Raw genomic sequence first — 14,431 nt, 5'->3', positions numbered from 1 at the left:
TGCCCTTGCCAAGGGGGCGTCCACATATGAATCACATTCCCGACGCCAAGGGAATCCTGTTTATGGGTCCCGACCCTAGGGTTCCCGCCAGGGTCTTGCTCAGCGAACCGATTTCGTAAAGGGTCGCATCGGTGGGAGGGCCCGGCTTCCCGGCTTCCATGTCGCCGCGATGACGGATGAATTCCTTGCCCCGATATACGACTCCGATCGAGGTCGAGTGGAGCAACGGCTGCTCTATCAGAGTTGCGGCGACCTCATCGATGTCCGCGCCAAGATCCTTCGCCGGTACAAGCTCGCGCGTGCAGCCAGTGGCCAAGAGCGCGGCAGACAATAGGAGGTAGTTGAACCACCGCCTGTTTTGAACAGTTATCGAAATCGCTTGCATGCGCCAGCCCTTGATTATGGTTTCCTGTTCTTCGTCGCCAGCACAAGCCAGTTTCAGAAATTGTCGCTCGCAGGTTCCAGCCATTCTACCGCGTTCAGCCTGCGGGCCACGCTCTTGCCGATCACGCCCTTGGCCAGAGGGAATACGACAGGGTGATACACAAGATGATCGCCATCGGCCTTCACCATATCCGGCATGCTGCCAAGCTCGGCCTTCGCCAAACTATCGAGCAACCGCAGGTTCGTGAACATCGGTCCTGGTGCCGGCAGTGTTCAAGCTCCAATTGGAACAACGGCACATCCACCCTTCCACCGCCCATTTGCAGCACTCCCAAATGCCCAAGCATGTCCAGTGCGTCGCCGCGCTTCCGCTCACACCTCAGGCCATGCCAGTGGCATCCGGATCACCCCGCAAGCATCGCAATGCGCAGTTCATCGACAAGCGCGCTTACCAGATTGTTTCCAGGGCCGCGCTTGCGTGTGGCGACGATCAACGGGCGCGTCCAGTCGGCATCGACATCGATCCGCGCGAAACGCCCGCGCGCTATTTCTCGGGCGACCATCATTTCGGGCAGGATCGCCAGATGCGTGCCGCCATCCAGCATGGCGAGCGCGAACTGAACCGAGGTGGTTTCGATCTCGGATCGCAAGCGATGCACGCCCGCCGCGCGGAAGCTCGCTTCAATGCTCCGCTCGACCGCGCCGATATCCGCCCCGACCAGCCATCCCGTCGCCGGCAGGTCCGCCAGCCTCACTTTTCCCCGGCCCGCCAGATCATGGCTGGCGCCCGCGACGACGATGTAGCGCACGTCGCCCAATAATTCCTCGTGCACCAGCGGATCGGACCGGTCGATCTGGCGCAGCGCCAGCACCACATCCAGCTTGCCCAGGATCAGATCCTCCAGCATCGTCTGGTAGATGCCGGCCATCACGTTCAGCCGGATATGGGGCCTCTTCTGCGTCAGCCGCGTCACCGCGGTGGCGGCGAGATCGGCCGCCGCGCTGGGGCCGACGCCCAGGCGCAGCCGCCCCTGCCTTCCCCCCAGCATATCGCCGAGATCGGCGCGGAAGCGATCCGCCTCGGCAGCGATCGTCCGCGCATGGGGGAGGAACAGCTCGGCATAGGATGTCGGCCGCACGCGCCGGCCGTCCCGTTCGAACAGGCGGACGCCCAACTGCGCCTCGAGCCTCAGGATGCTCTTGCTGATCGCCTGCTGGCTCAGCCCCAGCCGATCGGCCGCCGCAGCGAAGGTGCCGGCATCATAAGCGGCAAGAAAATGACGGATCTGGCGCGATTCCATAGGGCTCAATAGCCCAACCTTTCATTGGTCAAAAAGACAATTTGTTGTTGGAAGCGCGGCCGCCCGATCGCGATCATCGCCTCACAGAGGGAGAAGGGCGCGCATGCAGATCATCGCAGAAAAGCAGCCGATCGTCGCCGACCAGGCAGGGGTGTGGGAGGGCGAATATGTCCACCTCGACGCCGATCACAACGTCATCGATCGCCACAAATCGCGACTCGTGTGCCGGCTGATGGACGGTGCGGACGGCGTTGCGAAGCTGAGCCAGACCAACATCTACACCTGGGCCGACGGATCGCAGGAAATCCGCTACTTCGACGGCACCTTCCAGGGCGATCGGGTATGGATCCGCAACGAGCTGATCGATGGATGGACGGGCGCCGTCAGCCTGGACGCCACCAACCGCACGATCATGGTGGGCTGGACCCGCGCCCACGAGCCCGATTTCCGTTATTATGAGATGATCACCGTCGCCGAGGACGGCGATGCCAAGAACCGCACCTGGCACTGGTATCGCAAAGGGCGGCTGTTCCAGCGGACGATCATCAACGAGGCCCGCGTGTCGCGCGACTGGCGGGCCCATGACGATCCCAGCTATTACAGCTTCCAGCCGCGGGCCGCACGATGACGGCGGCGTCGCTATCGCGGCGGAACTTGCTGGCGGCGGCGGGGGGCCTGGGCCTCACCGCCGCCGTCGGCGTTTCCGAGGCGGCATCGGCCGCGACGCCGCGGGAAAAGGCCGGCGATATCGCCCCCGCTCCCGACGGCCGCTACCCGGTGGCGCCGCTCGCCCGGGAAAGCTGGACGCTGGGGGTGGCCCAGGCCCGGTCTATCCCCGTCGACCTCGCCCGCGTCGATGCCAGCCGGCGGGACAATCTGAACCACATGATCGGCCTGATCGACGCCGCCTTCGCTTTCGGCGCCGGACCGGACCTGATGTTCTTCCACGAATTTCCGATCACCGGCTTCGGCGCGGGCTGGACGCGCAAGGACGTGCTGAAGGTCGCGATCGAGATTCCCGGCGAGGAAACCGAAGCCCTCGCCAAAAAGGCCCGCGAAAAGGGCATCTACATCGTATTCGGCTCCTATGCCCGCGATCCGGCCTGGCCGGGGCACGCCCTCTCCATCACCACGATCATCGGCCCGGACGGCAGGATATTGGCGCGCGACTGGAAGGCCCGCAACATCAAGGGCGCCTTCGGCGGCGAGATCGAGCTGTTCACGACGACGATCTACGACGTGCTCGATCGCTTCGTGGAGATGTATGGCCGCGATGCGATCGTGCCGGTTACGCGCACGCCGATCGGCAACATCTCCACCAGTTCCGTGCAGCGCGAGCCCGAATTGTTCCGGGCTATGGCGATCAAGGGGGCGGAGGTGATCCTGCGCACCGCGACCGGCGGCTTCGTGCCGGCCGATATCGCGGTGACGTCGCTCTACAATGGCGTCTACACCGCCGTCGCCAACAACGCGATCTCGCCCGGATCGCCCTTTTTCGAGGATACCAATGCCGGCGGATCGGCGGTCTACGGGCCGGATGGCGAACCGCTGGCGATTGCCAGATCCCCCAACGAAACATTGGTGACGGCGCGCATCCCGATCGGCGCCTTCCGGGCGCGACACCGCCAGCCGACCATCCATCCCGATCTCTACATGGACGTGCTGAACGGCTATTCGCCCCGCTTCCCGCCCAACCTCTTCTCGGACTATGTGCCCACCGATCTCAAGGATGCCGGGCGCTACCTTCGTGATAAGGGCCGCTGGCAATGAGCCGGGGCGTGACGCGCAGCATCACCGGCACGATCCTTTACACCAGCGCCAAGCCGGAACGACTGGGCGCGGGGCGCGGGCGCGAGCATTTCCGCATCGACGTCCATCGCGACGGCAGCCGCACCATCGCCGCGCATGGCGAGATCGACGACGCGCCCGCCGTCGTGCGGGACGTGAACCTGCGGGTCGACGCGGGCGGGCTTCCCCGCGAGAGCTTCGTGCGGATCGCCGTGGGCGGGGAGTTCCGGGGATCGGGCTGGTTCCGCTTTTCCGACACGCTGGCCGAGTGCGAGGCCTGGACCGCGATCGAAGGGCGGGTGTCGCAGAAGGTGGAGCTGGCAACCCCTCTCCTCGCCTTCGGCAACCATGCGATGGTGAACGATGGCTACCTGCTGAACCTCTACGATCTCGCCCGGGGACCCGGCGTGCAGGTCTTCAGGACCATCCTGCTTTCCTCCCCCGATCATCGCGGCGCGACCGGGCCGATGCTGTTCCCGATCGACCTTGCCATCGAATTCGTCGGACGCGAGCGGCTGAAGGTGGCGGCGGGGAAATTCGATGCGCTGCATTTCCGCTTCGTGGATATCCCCGGCCTGCCTCTCGAACATCCGCCCTATGATCTGTGGTGCACCGACGATGGCGATTATGTGCTGCTGAAGGCGGCGGTGGGTGGATATATGCAGACGGCCTACGAATTGACCGCCTACGACCGGACGGGAGAGCCGGCATGACCCTGGCCTGGCTGCTTGCGGCGCATATCGCCGTGCTGGGCTATTGGCTCGGCTCCGAATTCGTCATCAACAGCACCTATCGCTACGTCTCCTACAGCGACCGGATGCCGTTTCCCGAACGGGCGCGGCTGATGGAGCATGTGATGCATGTCGACCAGCATGTCCGCTATGCGCTGGTGCTGCAGGCGACGCTGGGCACGGCACTGGCGGCGCTTTACGGCTATGTGCCGGGCGGTGAGACAGTGGCCATCGCGGCCGGCACGATCGGAATCGTCTGGCTGGGCTTCGTCGAAGCCGTGCACAGGCTGCGCCACGCCCCGATCGGCAGGACGCTCGCGGCGATCGACCGGGCCTCGCGCTACGCGCTGATGGCGCTGCTGGTGGCCATCGCGATCGGGCTTGTCGGCGGCGGCTGGCCGATGCCCCTGTGGCTGCGCTGGAAGCTCGCCCTCTTCGCCTGCGTGATGATGTGCGGCGTGGGCATCAGGCTGGCGCTGATCGCCCATTTCCGGACCTGGGCGGTGATGGCCCGCGACGGGCCGACCGATGCGACCAACGCGGTCATCAGGCGCACCTACGTGCGCGCGACGGCCATATTGCTGCTGCTCTGGCTTTTCATCGCGGGGATCGCGGTGCTGAGCGTGGCAAAGCCGCTATGAGGCCGGACAGCCAATATCCCGGCATGAGAATGGATTGACCCTGATGCGCTTCCCCGTCCCGCTGATCGTCGCGATTATAGCATTGCCGCTTTCCGCCTGCGGAGACGGAAACAAGGGCGCCGGCAACGAAGGCACCACCACCTCGCGGGCGGACAGTTCCGCCCAACGGGTGCTGGCGCCCTGCGCAGCCTGCCACACCTTCAACGAAGGCGGCGGCCGGCGTGCCGGTCCCAACCTGCACGCCGTCATCGGCCGCACGGCCGGAACGCATCCCGGCTTCACCTATTCGGATGCGATGAAGGAGAGCGGGATAGTCTGGACGCCGGAGACGCTCGACGCCTTCATCGCCAATCCGCACAAGCTGATCCCGCGCAGCCGCATGGCCTATCCCGGCGAACCCGATGCAGCCAGGCGCAAGGCGATGATCGAGGCGCTGGGGGCTGGAGCCGAATGACCTTGCAGGCCGCCTTCCGTCCGCCATGGCGCGGTCCTGCGGGGCAGCGCCGCAAAGTTGTCCGGACATATTTACAGTTTTTGCCGATCGTGCTTACTCTTGACCTGGAGCAATGGGGAGCCAGGTGATGATGAAGAGCTTTCGGATCGTCCGCGCGGGGCTGGCGTTTACGGCGATCATGGCGGCGCTGCCGGCCGACGCGCGGGTGCTGGATCCGGCCAAGCCGGAAGACGCTGTCGAGGTCATGAAGCGCGCGCAATGCGGCCCAAAAGACGGAACGCCCGCCGTCTATCACTGGTCCGGCAGGATATATTCGCGGGTGGAGGGCGAGCCCGATCGGCTGCTGCTGGCCGGCGAGGGCATGAACATCCGCCAATGCGTCACCGTCACCGATGCCAAGCGCGGCGCCGGATATCGCCAGGTCAGCCGCGAAGTGATGATCTTCACCGATCCGAAGACCGGGGAGATCGTCCGCAACTGGACCAACCCGTGGACGGGCGAGACGGTGGAGGTGATGCACATCGCCAACGACCCGGTGAACGTGCCCGCCGCCTTCCCCTATGGCGCGGACGGCAAGCCGTTCCGCCCCGGATTCAGGCGCATGGGCCCGTGGCTGGCGATGCCGATGGAAGTCCCGCTGTTCTACAACAATGTGCTGGCCGGCGATTATCAGGATTATGTCGGCGGCAAATATCACGCGATGGAGATTTTCGACTTCATCGCGCCTGCCGCCGAGATTCTGGACACCCGCAATCCGACCGCCCATCCCTCCATTTCCTGGGTGCGGATATCCGACTGGATGCCGTGGATGAAGATGCGCGGCCGGCAAGGCCAGCTCGTGTTCAATGCAGTCGGCACCAAGCTCAACAGCTTCGACGAGTTGCCGGCCTTGCTGAAGGACGAGATCGCGGCCCGCTATCCCGCCTACACCCAGGCGCCGCCGACCGACGATGCCCGGCCCAATGAGACGACCTGGACCGCCTTCCGCAAATGGATCGACCAGCGGCGCCAGCAGCAGGAGCGGCGGCCGGCAGAATAGACCGCCCTCCCCCTCGGCCTGCGGGCCGGGCAGCGCATCGCCATGCAGGATGACCCTGCATGGCGACCATGCTCGTTGGCATCATTCCATTTCATAAAAGATGCAGTTTTTCTGCAACACACTCCCCATTAATCACCATTTTTGTGATAATTTGTCCGGACATATAATCAATATTTGTCTGGACAACTTTGCAACCGCTCGCGATGCTGCGCCCGCCTGACGGAGGACCGTCGGCCTGGGGAAGGGGCAGTTCATAATGAGGGAAACCAGTATCGCGCGCAGGATCGCACTCCTGCTTTCCGGCACCGCATCCGCGCTGGTCGCCATGCCGGCGGCCGCACAGACCGCGGACGCCGCCACGACAGCCGGCGCGGCGGGCGAGGAGACCATCGTCGTCACCGCCCGCAAGCGCGAGGAAACGCTGCTGGAGGTGCCGATCGCGGTGAAGGCGTTCTCCAGCGCGTCCATCCAGGACAAGCTGGCGCAGGACATCGTCGACCTCGCCGATTTCACGCCCGGCTTCCAGATCCAGGAAGCCTTCGGCCGCGATGGCGACCGGCCGGTGATGCGCGGCGCATCGAACATCCTGTTCAGCGACGGCAAGGTCGGCATCTTCCTGGATGGAGCGCCCTATTTCGGCGATTTCTCCTCGCTCGATCTCGCCAATGTCGATCGCGTCGAAGTGATCAAGGGACCGCAATCGGCGGTATTCGGGCGCGGCACGCTGAGCGGCGCGATCAACGTCGTGCTCCAGCGCCCCGGCGATGAGCTGAAGGGCAAGATCACGGGCACGATCGGCAATTATGGCCGGCGCGAGCTGAGCGCCTCATTGTCCGGCCCGATCGTCGAGGGCGTGGGCTTCCAGGTCGGCGCCAAATATTTCGACGTGGATGGCCAGTTCAAGAACAGCGCCGTTCCGGGCGAACGGCTGGGGGACCAGAACACCAAGCAATTCACCGCCGGCCTGTTCCTGGACCCCACGGCCGATATCAGCGCATCGGTGCGCTGGCTGCATCAGGAGGATGATGACGGCCATTTCGCGATCGGCCTCCAGCCATCCGGCGCGAACAACTGCTACCTCACCACCCGGCCTTATTATTGCGGCGTGGTGAAGGCGCCCAAAAGCTACGGCCTTAACACCGATCGGCTGCTGCATTCGGGGCTGGACCGCAATGCCGATCGCTTCATCGGCGATATCTCCTGGGATATTGCCGGATCGGGATATGAGGCCTCGTTCCAGGCCGGCTACAGCGACCTCGTCGAGGTGCAGGGCGTCGACCAGACCTATGACGATCGTGCCTTCCTGTTCCTGCCCGCGGCCCTCTGCGGCACGTCTTATTATGCCCTGCCGAATCAGGACTGTTCGAAATCCAGCTTCGAGGCCACCAGCGGCCAGCACCGCAAGACCCAGACCTACGAGGCACGCATCGCATCGCCCGGCAAGGATCGTCTGCGCTGGCGGATCGGCATGTTCTGGAGCATCGACAAGACGGCGCCCAATGCGGATTATCTGGAGTTGAACGAGGTCGGCCCCGAGCTGCTGGACGATACCAAGCGCGTGAAGAACCGCGCCTATTTCGGCGGCGTCGACTTCGACGTGACGGACAACGTCACGATCGGCGCGGAGCTGCGCCACCAGATCGACAAGGTGCGCAATACGACGCCCAGCTACCGCGTGGGCGATGTGTTCAGCCCCGAATATCTCGCCACGGTGACGCTGCCCGATCCGGACCAGATCGTCGGCACGCCCGGCGTGCGGAAGGCGACGTTCAAGGCAACGCTGCCGCGCTTCACGGTCAACTGGAAGGCGGCGGACGATCTTTCCTTCTACGCCCAATATTCACAGGGCAATTCGCCGGGCGGGTTCAACCCGGTGCGGGCCCCGGAATCGACCTATGACGAGGAAAAGCTGATCAATTACGAAATCGGCCTGAAAACGTCGAAATTCGGGTTCGATTATCTGAACGTCTCCGCCTTCTGGCAGGATTATAAGAATCAGGTGCTCACCAACACCTATGTGGCGAACAACATTGTCGATTCCTACAGCGTCAACATCGGCCGCACCCGTATTCGCGGTATCGAGGTGGAAGGCGGCCTGCCCATCATCGGCCGCACGCTGAAGCTGCAGTTTAACTACACCTTCCTCGACAGCGAAATCCGCAAGGGGATCGAGGCCGAACGGGCGCTGGAACTGATGGGATCGGCCTGCAAGACGGGCAGTGCCGTTAACCTGGACCTGCCGGGATGCCGGAACGCCGCCTCCATCGCCGGCAATCGCCCGCCGCTGGTTTCCAAGCATACTGGCTCGGTGGGCCTGCGTTTCCAGCATGACGTGAACGATGGCTGGACCTTCTTCTCCGGCCTCGATGTGATCTACCGCAGCAGCTATTTCGATCAGGTCCTGAACCTGGCGGAAAGCGGCAATTCCACCAAGCTGAACCTGCAGGTGGGCGTGCACGACGATGATGGCCTCAGGATCACGCTATACGGCAAGAACATGCTGGGCGACGATTCGCCTGCCGGCATCCTGCGCTATCTGGATTTCCCGGCACCGCGCACGCCAACCGGCGATTATGCCCGCGCGTTCGGCATCACGCCTGCGCGCAAGGCGGAATATGGCCTCACGATCAGCAAATCCTTCTGATCCTTGCCCGATCGCGGCGGCGGGCGGCCTTGCGGCCGTCCGCCTGCCGCCTTTTACGTTCCTCGATCATCGGAGTTCACAGTGCCCGCTTATCTGATCGTCACCGCCACCATTGCCGATCGCGAGGCTTTCCTGGCCGGCTATGCCGCCAGGGCCGCGTCGCTCGTCGAGAAATTCGGCGGGAAATATCTGGTGCGGACACCGGGCGCAGTGCTGCTCGAAGGCGACTTCGGCGACGGCGGATCGGTCGTGATCTCGGAATGGCCCAGCCGGGAAGCCGCGCTCAACTTCTGGAACTCCCCCGAATATGGCGAGGCGCGCGCGCTGCGCCAGGGGGTGGCCCATTGCCAGGTGCTGCTGATCGAAGCGCCCGCGATCGGCGGCTGAACCACCCTTCCCTACTCCCCGACAGACGAGGATCGGACAATGTCGAAATTCTATGCCATCATCACCCATGATCGGCCCGGCGCCACGCCCACGCGGATGGAGAAGCTGAAGGAGCATCTCGCCCATGTCGAGGCCGGGCTGGACAGGCTGGCCGTGGCCGGACCGTTGCGCGACGCGGCGGGCAACTTCACCGGATCGCTGCTGATCGTAAAGGCGGAAAGCGAAGCCGAAGCCCGCGCCCTGCTGGAGCAGGATCCCTATTATCGGGCGGATATCTGGTCCGATATCGAGATCCACGCCTTCGGTGCGGCAGCCGGCGAATGGGTCGGCGGCAAGACCTGGTAGGCGGGAGGAGCGAGATGGCACGCATCGCACGCATCGACGCCACGGGCGGCCCGGAAGCGATCGTCTGGCACGATCAGCCCCTGCCTCCGCCGGGCGCGGGCGAAGTCCGCGTCCGCCATACGGCCGTGGGCCTGAACTTCATCGACACCTATCACCGGCGCGGCATCTATCCGGTCGATCTGCCGGCGACGCTCGGCGTCGAGGCGGCGGGCGTGGTGGAAGCCGTGGGCGATGGCGTGGCCAACTTCGCCCCCGGCGATCGCGTGGCCTATTTCGGGCCGGAACGCGGCGCCTATGCCACCGAACGCAACATCGCCGCCGCATCGCTGTTCGCCATTCCCGACGATATCGATGACGAGACGGCGGCGGCCGTGCTGCTGAAGGGCTGCACCGCCGAATTCCTGGCGGAACGCTGCGCGAAGGTGGAGGCCGGCTGGCCGGTATTGGTGCATGCCGCTGCCGGCGGCGTCGGCCTGATACTGGTGCAGTGGCTGAAGGCGATCGGCGCCACCGTGATCGGCACCGTCGGCAGCGAGGACAAGGCCGCCGAGGCGCGGGCCGCCGGCTGCGATCATGTCATCCTCTACCGCACCGAGGACACGGCCGCCCGCGTTCGGGAACTCACCGGCGGCGCGGGCGTGCGCGTGGTATTCGACGGCGTCGGCATGGCGACGTGGGAAGCGTCGCTCGACAGTTGCGGGCTGCGCGGGCTCATCGTCAATTATGGCAATGCCGATGCGCCGGTGGGCGGCGTCAACCTGGGCGTGCTGGCGATGAAGGGCTCGCTCTATAATTCGCGGCCGATGCTCTACCATTATTATGCCCGGCCCGACGAGCGCGCCGCCGGCGTCGCCCGGCTATGGGATATGCTGCGCAGCGGCCGCGTGAAGGTGACGATCGGCCAGCGCTACCCGCTGGCGGAAGTGGCCCGCGCGCACGCCGATCTGGAAGCGCGCCGCACCACGGGATCGACCATCCTGCAACCCTGAAGCGAACCGCCCGTCCCCCGCCCCTAGCCGGGGGACGGGCCATCCTTCAGCGCCCGATTTCCAGAAGCTCGATCAACTCGCCCGCAACCCCGCGCACCGTTGCGGCACGGCGGCCACCGTAAAGCGGCCCCTCGCGATGCACCGGCGGCGCGATGAAGGCCACGTCGAGCGCATCCAGATCGTCCACGGCCAGCGTGACGAGCGCGTTTCCGGGCGGAAGCTTGCCGGGATCACCCTGCCGCACGGTCGCCTCGGCGGGATAATCGTCCACCTCCACGATCGGCAGCCGCCCCTTCTGCACCATGGTGATCGTGGTGCGATAATCGGAAGATAGCCCAAACGCCTTGTTTATCATGGAATAAGCCAGCGTGTAGCTGGTCGATACATCCAGCTTCAGCGCCGCTTCGAACCAGCGGAGGCTCGCCTCGCGATCGGGCGTCGCCAATATGGTGATGAAGATATGATCGGTGAGCGATCCGGCCTTGGGCAGGTCGGACGTCGGCGTATTTTCCGCCACCTCGTTCAGATAGATCATCTCCCGGCCCCGGCCGATCACCTGCATGGGGATGAAATAAGGCAGCCCTTCCAGAACCTTGGGCGGGCCGACTACCTCGAAGCCGCTGCCCGCCAGCCGATCCGGCCAGCCGAACACGTCCTTGACGGTAAGCTCGAAGGCAGCCCAGCCATAGGTGCGGGTCGGCACGAAATCGGCGGGCAGCGGCGCCTCGACCAGACGGATGAAGCAATGCGCCCCGCTCAGCGGTCGAAGCGCGGCGAACCGCGCGCCCGCGCTGCCGGGGCAGCCCCAGCTTGCCGCGAGATCGGCGGCGATGGTGCCTTGCTCCGCAAGCTCCAGCCCCAGCCGGCCCTGATAGTCGGCCAGCGCAGCATCGAGATCGGGCGTGGAGACGATGCCGCCCGCGATCCGGCCGTGCTTCAGATAATCGCTCATTTGAACACCGCCTTGCGCTTTCCGAGGAAAGCGGCGACGCCTTCGCGGAAATCCTCGCCATGGAATGCCGCGCCGAACAGCGCCCGGGTATCGGCATCGTCGTCCGCCTGCCCGTCCAGGATGCGGCGCACCATCTTCTTGGTCTCGCGCACGCTGTGGGAGGATGCCGCGGCGATCGTTTCGGCAAGGGTCATGGCAGCCGCCACCGGATCATCCTCGACGAACTCGATCAGCCCGATGCGGTGCGCCTCCCCGGCCGGCAGCAGCTGGGCGGTGAACAGGATGCGCTTGGCCTGCGCCGGCCCCACCAGATCGACCAGCAGCTTGGTATCGTGCAGCGAATAGACCAGGCCCAGCTTGGCAGGCGTGATGCCGAAGCGCGCGCCGCTGCTCGCGACCCGCATGTCGCAGGCGATGGCAAGGCCGCAGCCGCCACCGACGCAATCGCCGTCGATCGCGGCGATCACCGGCTTTTCCGCGCGTGCCAGCTTGTGTTGGGCGAGGCGGATCGCCTGCTGGTTGCGATCGCGCCATTCCGGATCGAGCACGCCGGTCGAAAATTCGGCGATGTCCGCACCGGCGGAAAAGGCCCCCGGCGCGGCCGATTGCAGCACCACCGCCCGGATCGCGGGATCGGCCATCGCCTCGTCCAGCAGCGCCGGCAGGGCCTCCCACATCGCCTGGGTGAAGGCGTTGCGCTTTTCCGCCCGGTCGATCAGCAGCCGGGCGATCGCACCCGTTCTCTCCAGCCGCAGGCTCATGGCTTTTCCACCGTGGCGAGGTGCTGCGCGATCTCGCGCCGGGTGGCGATCCACACGTCCTGCCGGGCGGTGACATGGCGGAAGAATTCCTCCAGCGCCCAGATGCGGCCCGGCCGGCCGATGATGCGCAGGTGCAGCCCCAGCGACATCATCTTGGGATTGCCAGCCTCCCCTTCGCGATAGAGCTGGTCGAAGCAGTTCCTGGCATATTCCAGCCACTGCGTCGGCGTCATCGCCGGATCGGTCCACATCTTCATGTCGTTGGAATCGAGCTGGTAGGGCACGATGGCGATGGGCCGTCCGGGCACGGTGCCGCGATCCCAGAAGGGCACATCGCCCGAATAATCGTCCATATGATATTCGAAGCCCTCCTCGATCAGGAGGCGCCGGGTATTGTCCGTATGGAAATAGCGGCTGAGCCAGCCATAGGGGCGGACGCCGACCGTCTTTTCGATCGACTGCACGGCCTTGCGGATGAATTCGCGTTCCTGGGCCTCATCCATCTTGAACTGATGCACCCAGCGCCAGCCGTGGCTGACGGGCTCATGCCCCAGATCGGCGATGGCGCGCGCGATTTCGGGGTGGTTTTCCAGGCTCAGCGCCGCGACCGTCCAGCTCGCCTTCACGCCATGTTCGCGCAGCAGCTTCACCACGCGCGGGGCACCGGCCTTGATGCCATAGAGATAGTTGGATTCGTTGCCGTAATTGCGGATCGGCGATTTGATGTGGATGCCCAGCTCATCCACCGGCTCCATGCCGCGGTCGCCCCGCGCCACGGTCATTTCGGACCCTTCCTCGACATTGACGACCACCGATAGCGCCACTTTCGCGCCGTTCGGCCAGTCGATCCGTTCTTCCCGCATCAATGCATCTCCTCCCCGCCCGAGACGTTGAGCGCCTCGCCGGTCACGTAAATCGCGTCGTCGGACGCCAGCCAGGCGCAGGCGGCGGCGGTATCGCTGCCGAGGCCGGGACGTCCCATCGGGTTCTTCCGCTTCATGTTTTCGAGATAGGCCGCGACCGTATCGAAGCCGAGCAGCTTGGAGAAATACTCATTCTGCCTCGCCCCCAGCCCGGTGGTGACATGATTGGGGCAGACGGCGTTGACGGTGATGCCATGCTGGCCAAGCTCGATGGCATTGGACCGCGTTAGCCCGACCATGCCGTGCTTCGAGGCGGTATAGGGCGCCATGTGCGGAAAGCCCGATTTCGCCGCCTGGCTGGCGATGTTGATGACCCGGCCGCCCTTGCCCGCCGCGATCATCGCCCGCGCCGCCGCCTTGGTGCCGTAGAAGGCGCCGGTCAGGTTGACGCCGATCACCGCTTCCCACTCGCTGGCGGAGGTGTCGAGCAGGGGCTTCATGATGTAGCCGATGCCGGCATTGTTCACCCAGATGTCGAGCGAGCCGAACGCCTGGATCGCGCCCGCCGCCAGCGCCTCGCAGCTTTCCTCCGATCGCACGTCGCAGGGTATCACCGCCACCTGGGCGCCGCGCGCGCGCAGCTCGGCCGCCACGGCCTCCATCTCGTCAGTGGTGCCGATGTCGCCCGCGCCCATATGCTCGGCCGGGCGGCCGAGATCGGAGACGACGCAATTCGCCCCTTCATCGGCAAAGCGCTGGAGGATCGCCTGCCCCAGCCCCTTCTCACGGCCCGATCCGGTGACGACGATCGTCTTCCCTTCGAACCGCCGCATCACAAGGCCTCCGTCAGGATGAACTGCGGATCGTCGGCGAACTGGCGGAACTCGCCGGCCACCTTCTGCACCGCCTCGCTCGCCGCATCGGCGCCGAAGGCCGCCATGTCGGTGATGTCGATCACCTCGAAATAGGCGTAGGGCGAAGGCTGATCGCTGCCCAGCACGCCGGTGGCGCGATGGACCTGGAAATCGCTGACGGAGGGGAGCGCGCGAACGCCCGGAATGTCGGTCGTCCGCGCCCAATTCTCATAGGCGGCCGGATCGGCTTCGGGCTTCAGGTTGAACAGCACGATGATCCGCATGGGGGCACTCCTTC

18 protein-coding genes are annotated in these 14,431 nt (G+C 65.1%); 10 read left to right on the top strand and 8 right to left on the bottom strand.

Annotated elements, in window-relative coordinates:
- Positions 1-31: 31 nt before the first annotated feature.
- The 3 genes from CV103_RS03075 to CV103_RS03065 all read right to left on the bottom strand — a co-directional run bounded on the left by CV103_RS03075 (position 32) and on the right by CV103_RS03065 (position 1,685).
- Positions 32-469, bottom strand: coding sequence for a hypothetical protein (locus tag CV103_RS03075; RefSeq protein WP_211314341.1), 438 nt, complete (start codon positions 467-469; stop codon positions 32-34).
- A complete protein-coding gene (locus CV103_RS03070) occupies positions 439-636 on the bottom strand; it encodes a hypothetical protein (protein WP_245896629.1) in 198 nt (65 codons plus the stop codon). The genes CV103_RS03075 and CV103_RS03070 overlap by 31 nt, the downstream gene beginning before the upstream one ends.
- Positions 637-788: 152 nt before the next feature.
- Entirely contained in the window at positions 789-1,685 is an 897-nt protein-coding gene (locus tag CV103_RS03065; protein ID WP_107393944.1) for a LysR family transcriptional regulator, read from the bottom strand.
- A 103-nt stretch (positions 1,686-1,788) separates the two neighbouring features.
- Here CV103_RS03065 and CV103_RS03060 point away from each other — a divergent pair, with 103 nt between their 5' ends.
- The 10 genes from CV103_RS03060 (at position 1,789) to CV103_RS03015 (ending at position 10,703) form a co-directional block, all read left to right on the top strand.
- On the top strand, positions 1,789-2,313 hold the full coding sequence (locus CV103_RS03060; RefSeq protein ID WP_070933862.1) for a hypothetical protein: 525 nt from the start codon (positions 1,789-1,791) through the stop codon (positions 2,311-2,313).
- Positions 2,310-3,455, top strand: coding sequence for a nitrilase-related carbon-nitrogen hydrolase (locus CV103_RS03055; RefSeq protein WP_107393943.1), 1,146 nt, complete (start codon positions 2,310-2,312; stop codon positions 3,453-3,455). The genes CV103_RS03060 and CV103_RS03055 overlap by 4 nt, the downstream gene beginning before the upstream one ends.
- Positions 3,456-3,463: 8 nt before the next feature.
- On the top strand, positions 3,464-4,186 hold the full coding sequence (locus CV103_RS03050) for a DUF3108 domain-containing protein (protein WP_211314340.1): 723 nt from the start codon (positions 3,464-3,466) through the stop codon (positions 4,184-4,186).
- Complete coding sequence (locus tag CV103_RS03045) at positions 4,183-4,845, top strand: hypothetical protein (protein ID WP_107393941.1); 663 nt, start codon at positions 4,183-4,185, stop codon at positions 4,843-4,845. Before CV103_RS03050 ends, CV103_RS03045 begins: the two co-directional genes overlap by 4 nt.
- Before the next feature lie 43 nt (positions 4,846-4,888).
- Positions 4,889-5,299, top strand: a complete 411-nt coding sequence (locus CV103_RS03040; RefSeq protein WP_107393940.1) for a c-type cytochrome — start codon at positions 4,889-4,891, stop codon at positions 5,297-5,299.
- Positions 5,300-5,426: 127 nt separating this feature from the next.
- A complete protein-coding gene (locus tag CV103_RS03035) occupies positions 5,427-6,338 on the top strand; it encodes a DUF1838 family protein (protein ID WP_170112540.1) in 912 nt (303 codons plus the stop codon).
- Between the two features lie 256 nt (positions 6,339-6,594).
- Positions 6,595-8,982 (top strand): TonB-dependent receptor, encoded by a 2,388-nt coding sequence (locus CV103_RS03030; RefSeq protein WP_107393938.1) that lies wholly within the window; start codon positions 6,595-6,597, stop codon positions 8,980-8,982.
- Positions 8,983-9,063: 81 nt separating this feature from the next.
- On the top strand, positions 9,064-9,369 hold the full coding sequence (locus tag CV103_RS03025) for a DUF1330 domain-containing protein (protein WP_107393937.1): 306 nt from the start codon (positions 9,064-9,066) through the stop codon (positions 9,367-9,369).
- Positions 9,370-9,408: 39 nt separating this feature from the next.
- Positions 9,409-9,714 (top strand): YciI family protein, encoded by a 306-nt coding sequence (locus tag CV103_RS03020; RefSeq protein WP_015456860.1) that lies wholly within the window; start codon positions 9,409-9,411, stop codon positions 9,712-9,714.
- 14 nt (positions 9,715-9,728) lie between these two features.
- Entirely contained in the window at positions 9,729-10,703 is a 975-nt protein-coding gene (locus tag CV103_RS03015; RefSeq protein ID WP_107393936.1) for a quinone oxidoreductase family protein, read from the top strand.
- A 46-nt stretch (positions 10,704-10,749) separates the two neighbouring features.
- Here CV103_RS03015 and CV103_RS03010 read toward each other — a convergent pair whose 3' ends face one another.
- From CV103_RS03010 to CV103_RS02990, 5 genes are read right to left on the bottom strand one after another with little or no spacing between them, the layout of a single operon-like run.
- Positions 10,750-11,655, bottom strand: a complete 906-nt coding sequence (locus tag CV103_RS03010) for a VOC family protein (RefSeq protein ID WP_107393935.1) — start codon at positions 11,653-11,655, stop codon at positions 10,750-10,752.
- On the bottom strand, positions 11,652-12,416 hold the full coding sequence (locus CV103_RS03005; RefSeq protein WP_107393934.1) for an enoyl-CoA hydratase/isomerase family protein: 765 nt from the start codon (positions 12,414-12,416) through the stop codon (positions 11,652-11,654). Before CV103_RS03005 ends, CV103_RS03010 begins: the two co-directional genes overlap by 4 nt.
- The gene (locus CV103_RS03000; RefSeq protein WP_107393933.1) at positions 12,413-13,279 is read right to left on the bottom strand and encodes a polysaccharide deacetylase family protein; all 867 of its coding nucleotides are present in this window, start codon (positions 13,277-13,279) and stop codon (positions 12,413-12,415) included. Before CV103_RS03000 ends, CV103_RS03005 begins: the two co-directional genes overlap by 4 nt.
- Entirely contained in the window at positions 13,279-14,112 is an 834-nt protein-coding gene (locus tag CV103_RS02995) for an SDR family NAD(P)-dependent oxidoreductase (RefSeq protein WP_107393932.1), read from the bottom strand. The genes CV103_RS03000 and CV103_RS02995 overlap by 1 nt, the downstream gene beginning before the upstream one ends.
- Positions 14,112-14,417, bottom strand: coding sequence for an REDY-like protein HapK (locus CV103_RS02990; RefSeq protein ID WP_107393931.1), 306 nt, complete (start codon positions 14,415-14,417; stop codon positions 14,112-14,114). The genes CV103_RS02995 and CV103_RS02990 overlap by 1 nt, the downstream gene beginning before the upstream one ends.
- Positions 14,418-14,431 lie beyond the last annotated feature (14 nt).

This window comes from Edaphosphingomonas fennica (assembly GCF_003034225.1).
In the GTDB taxonomy this organism is placed as follows: domain Bacteria; phylum Pseudomonadota; class Alphaproteobacteria; order Sphingomonadales; family Sphingomonadaceae; genus Sphingomonas_E; species Sphingomonas_E fennica.
The sequence above is the reverse complement of the archived record's forward strand: the minus strand, read 5'-3'. Positions and strand labels throughout refer to the sequence as shown.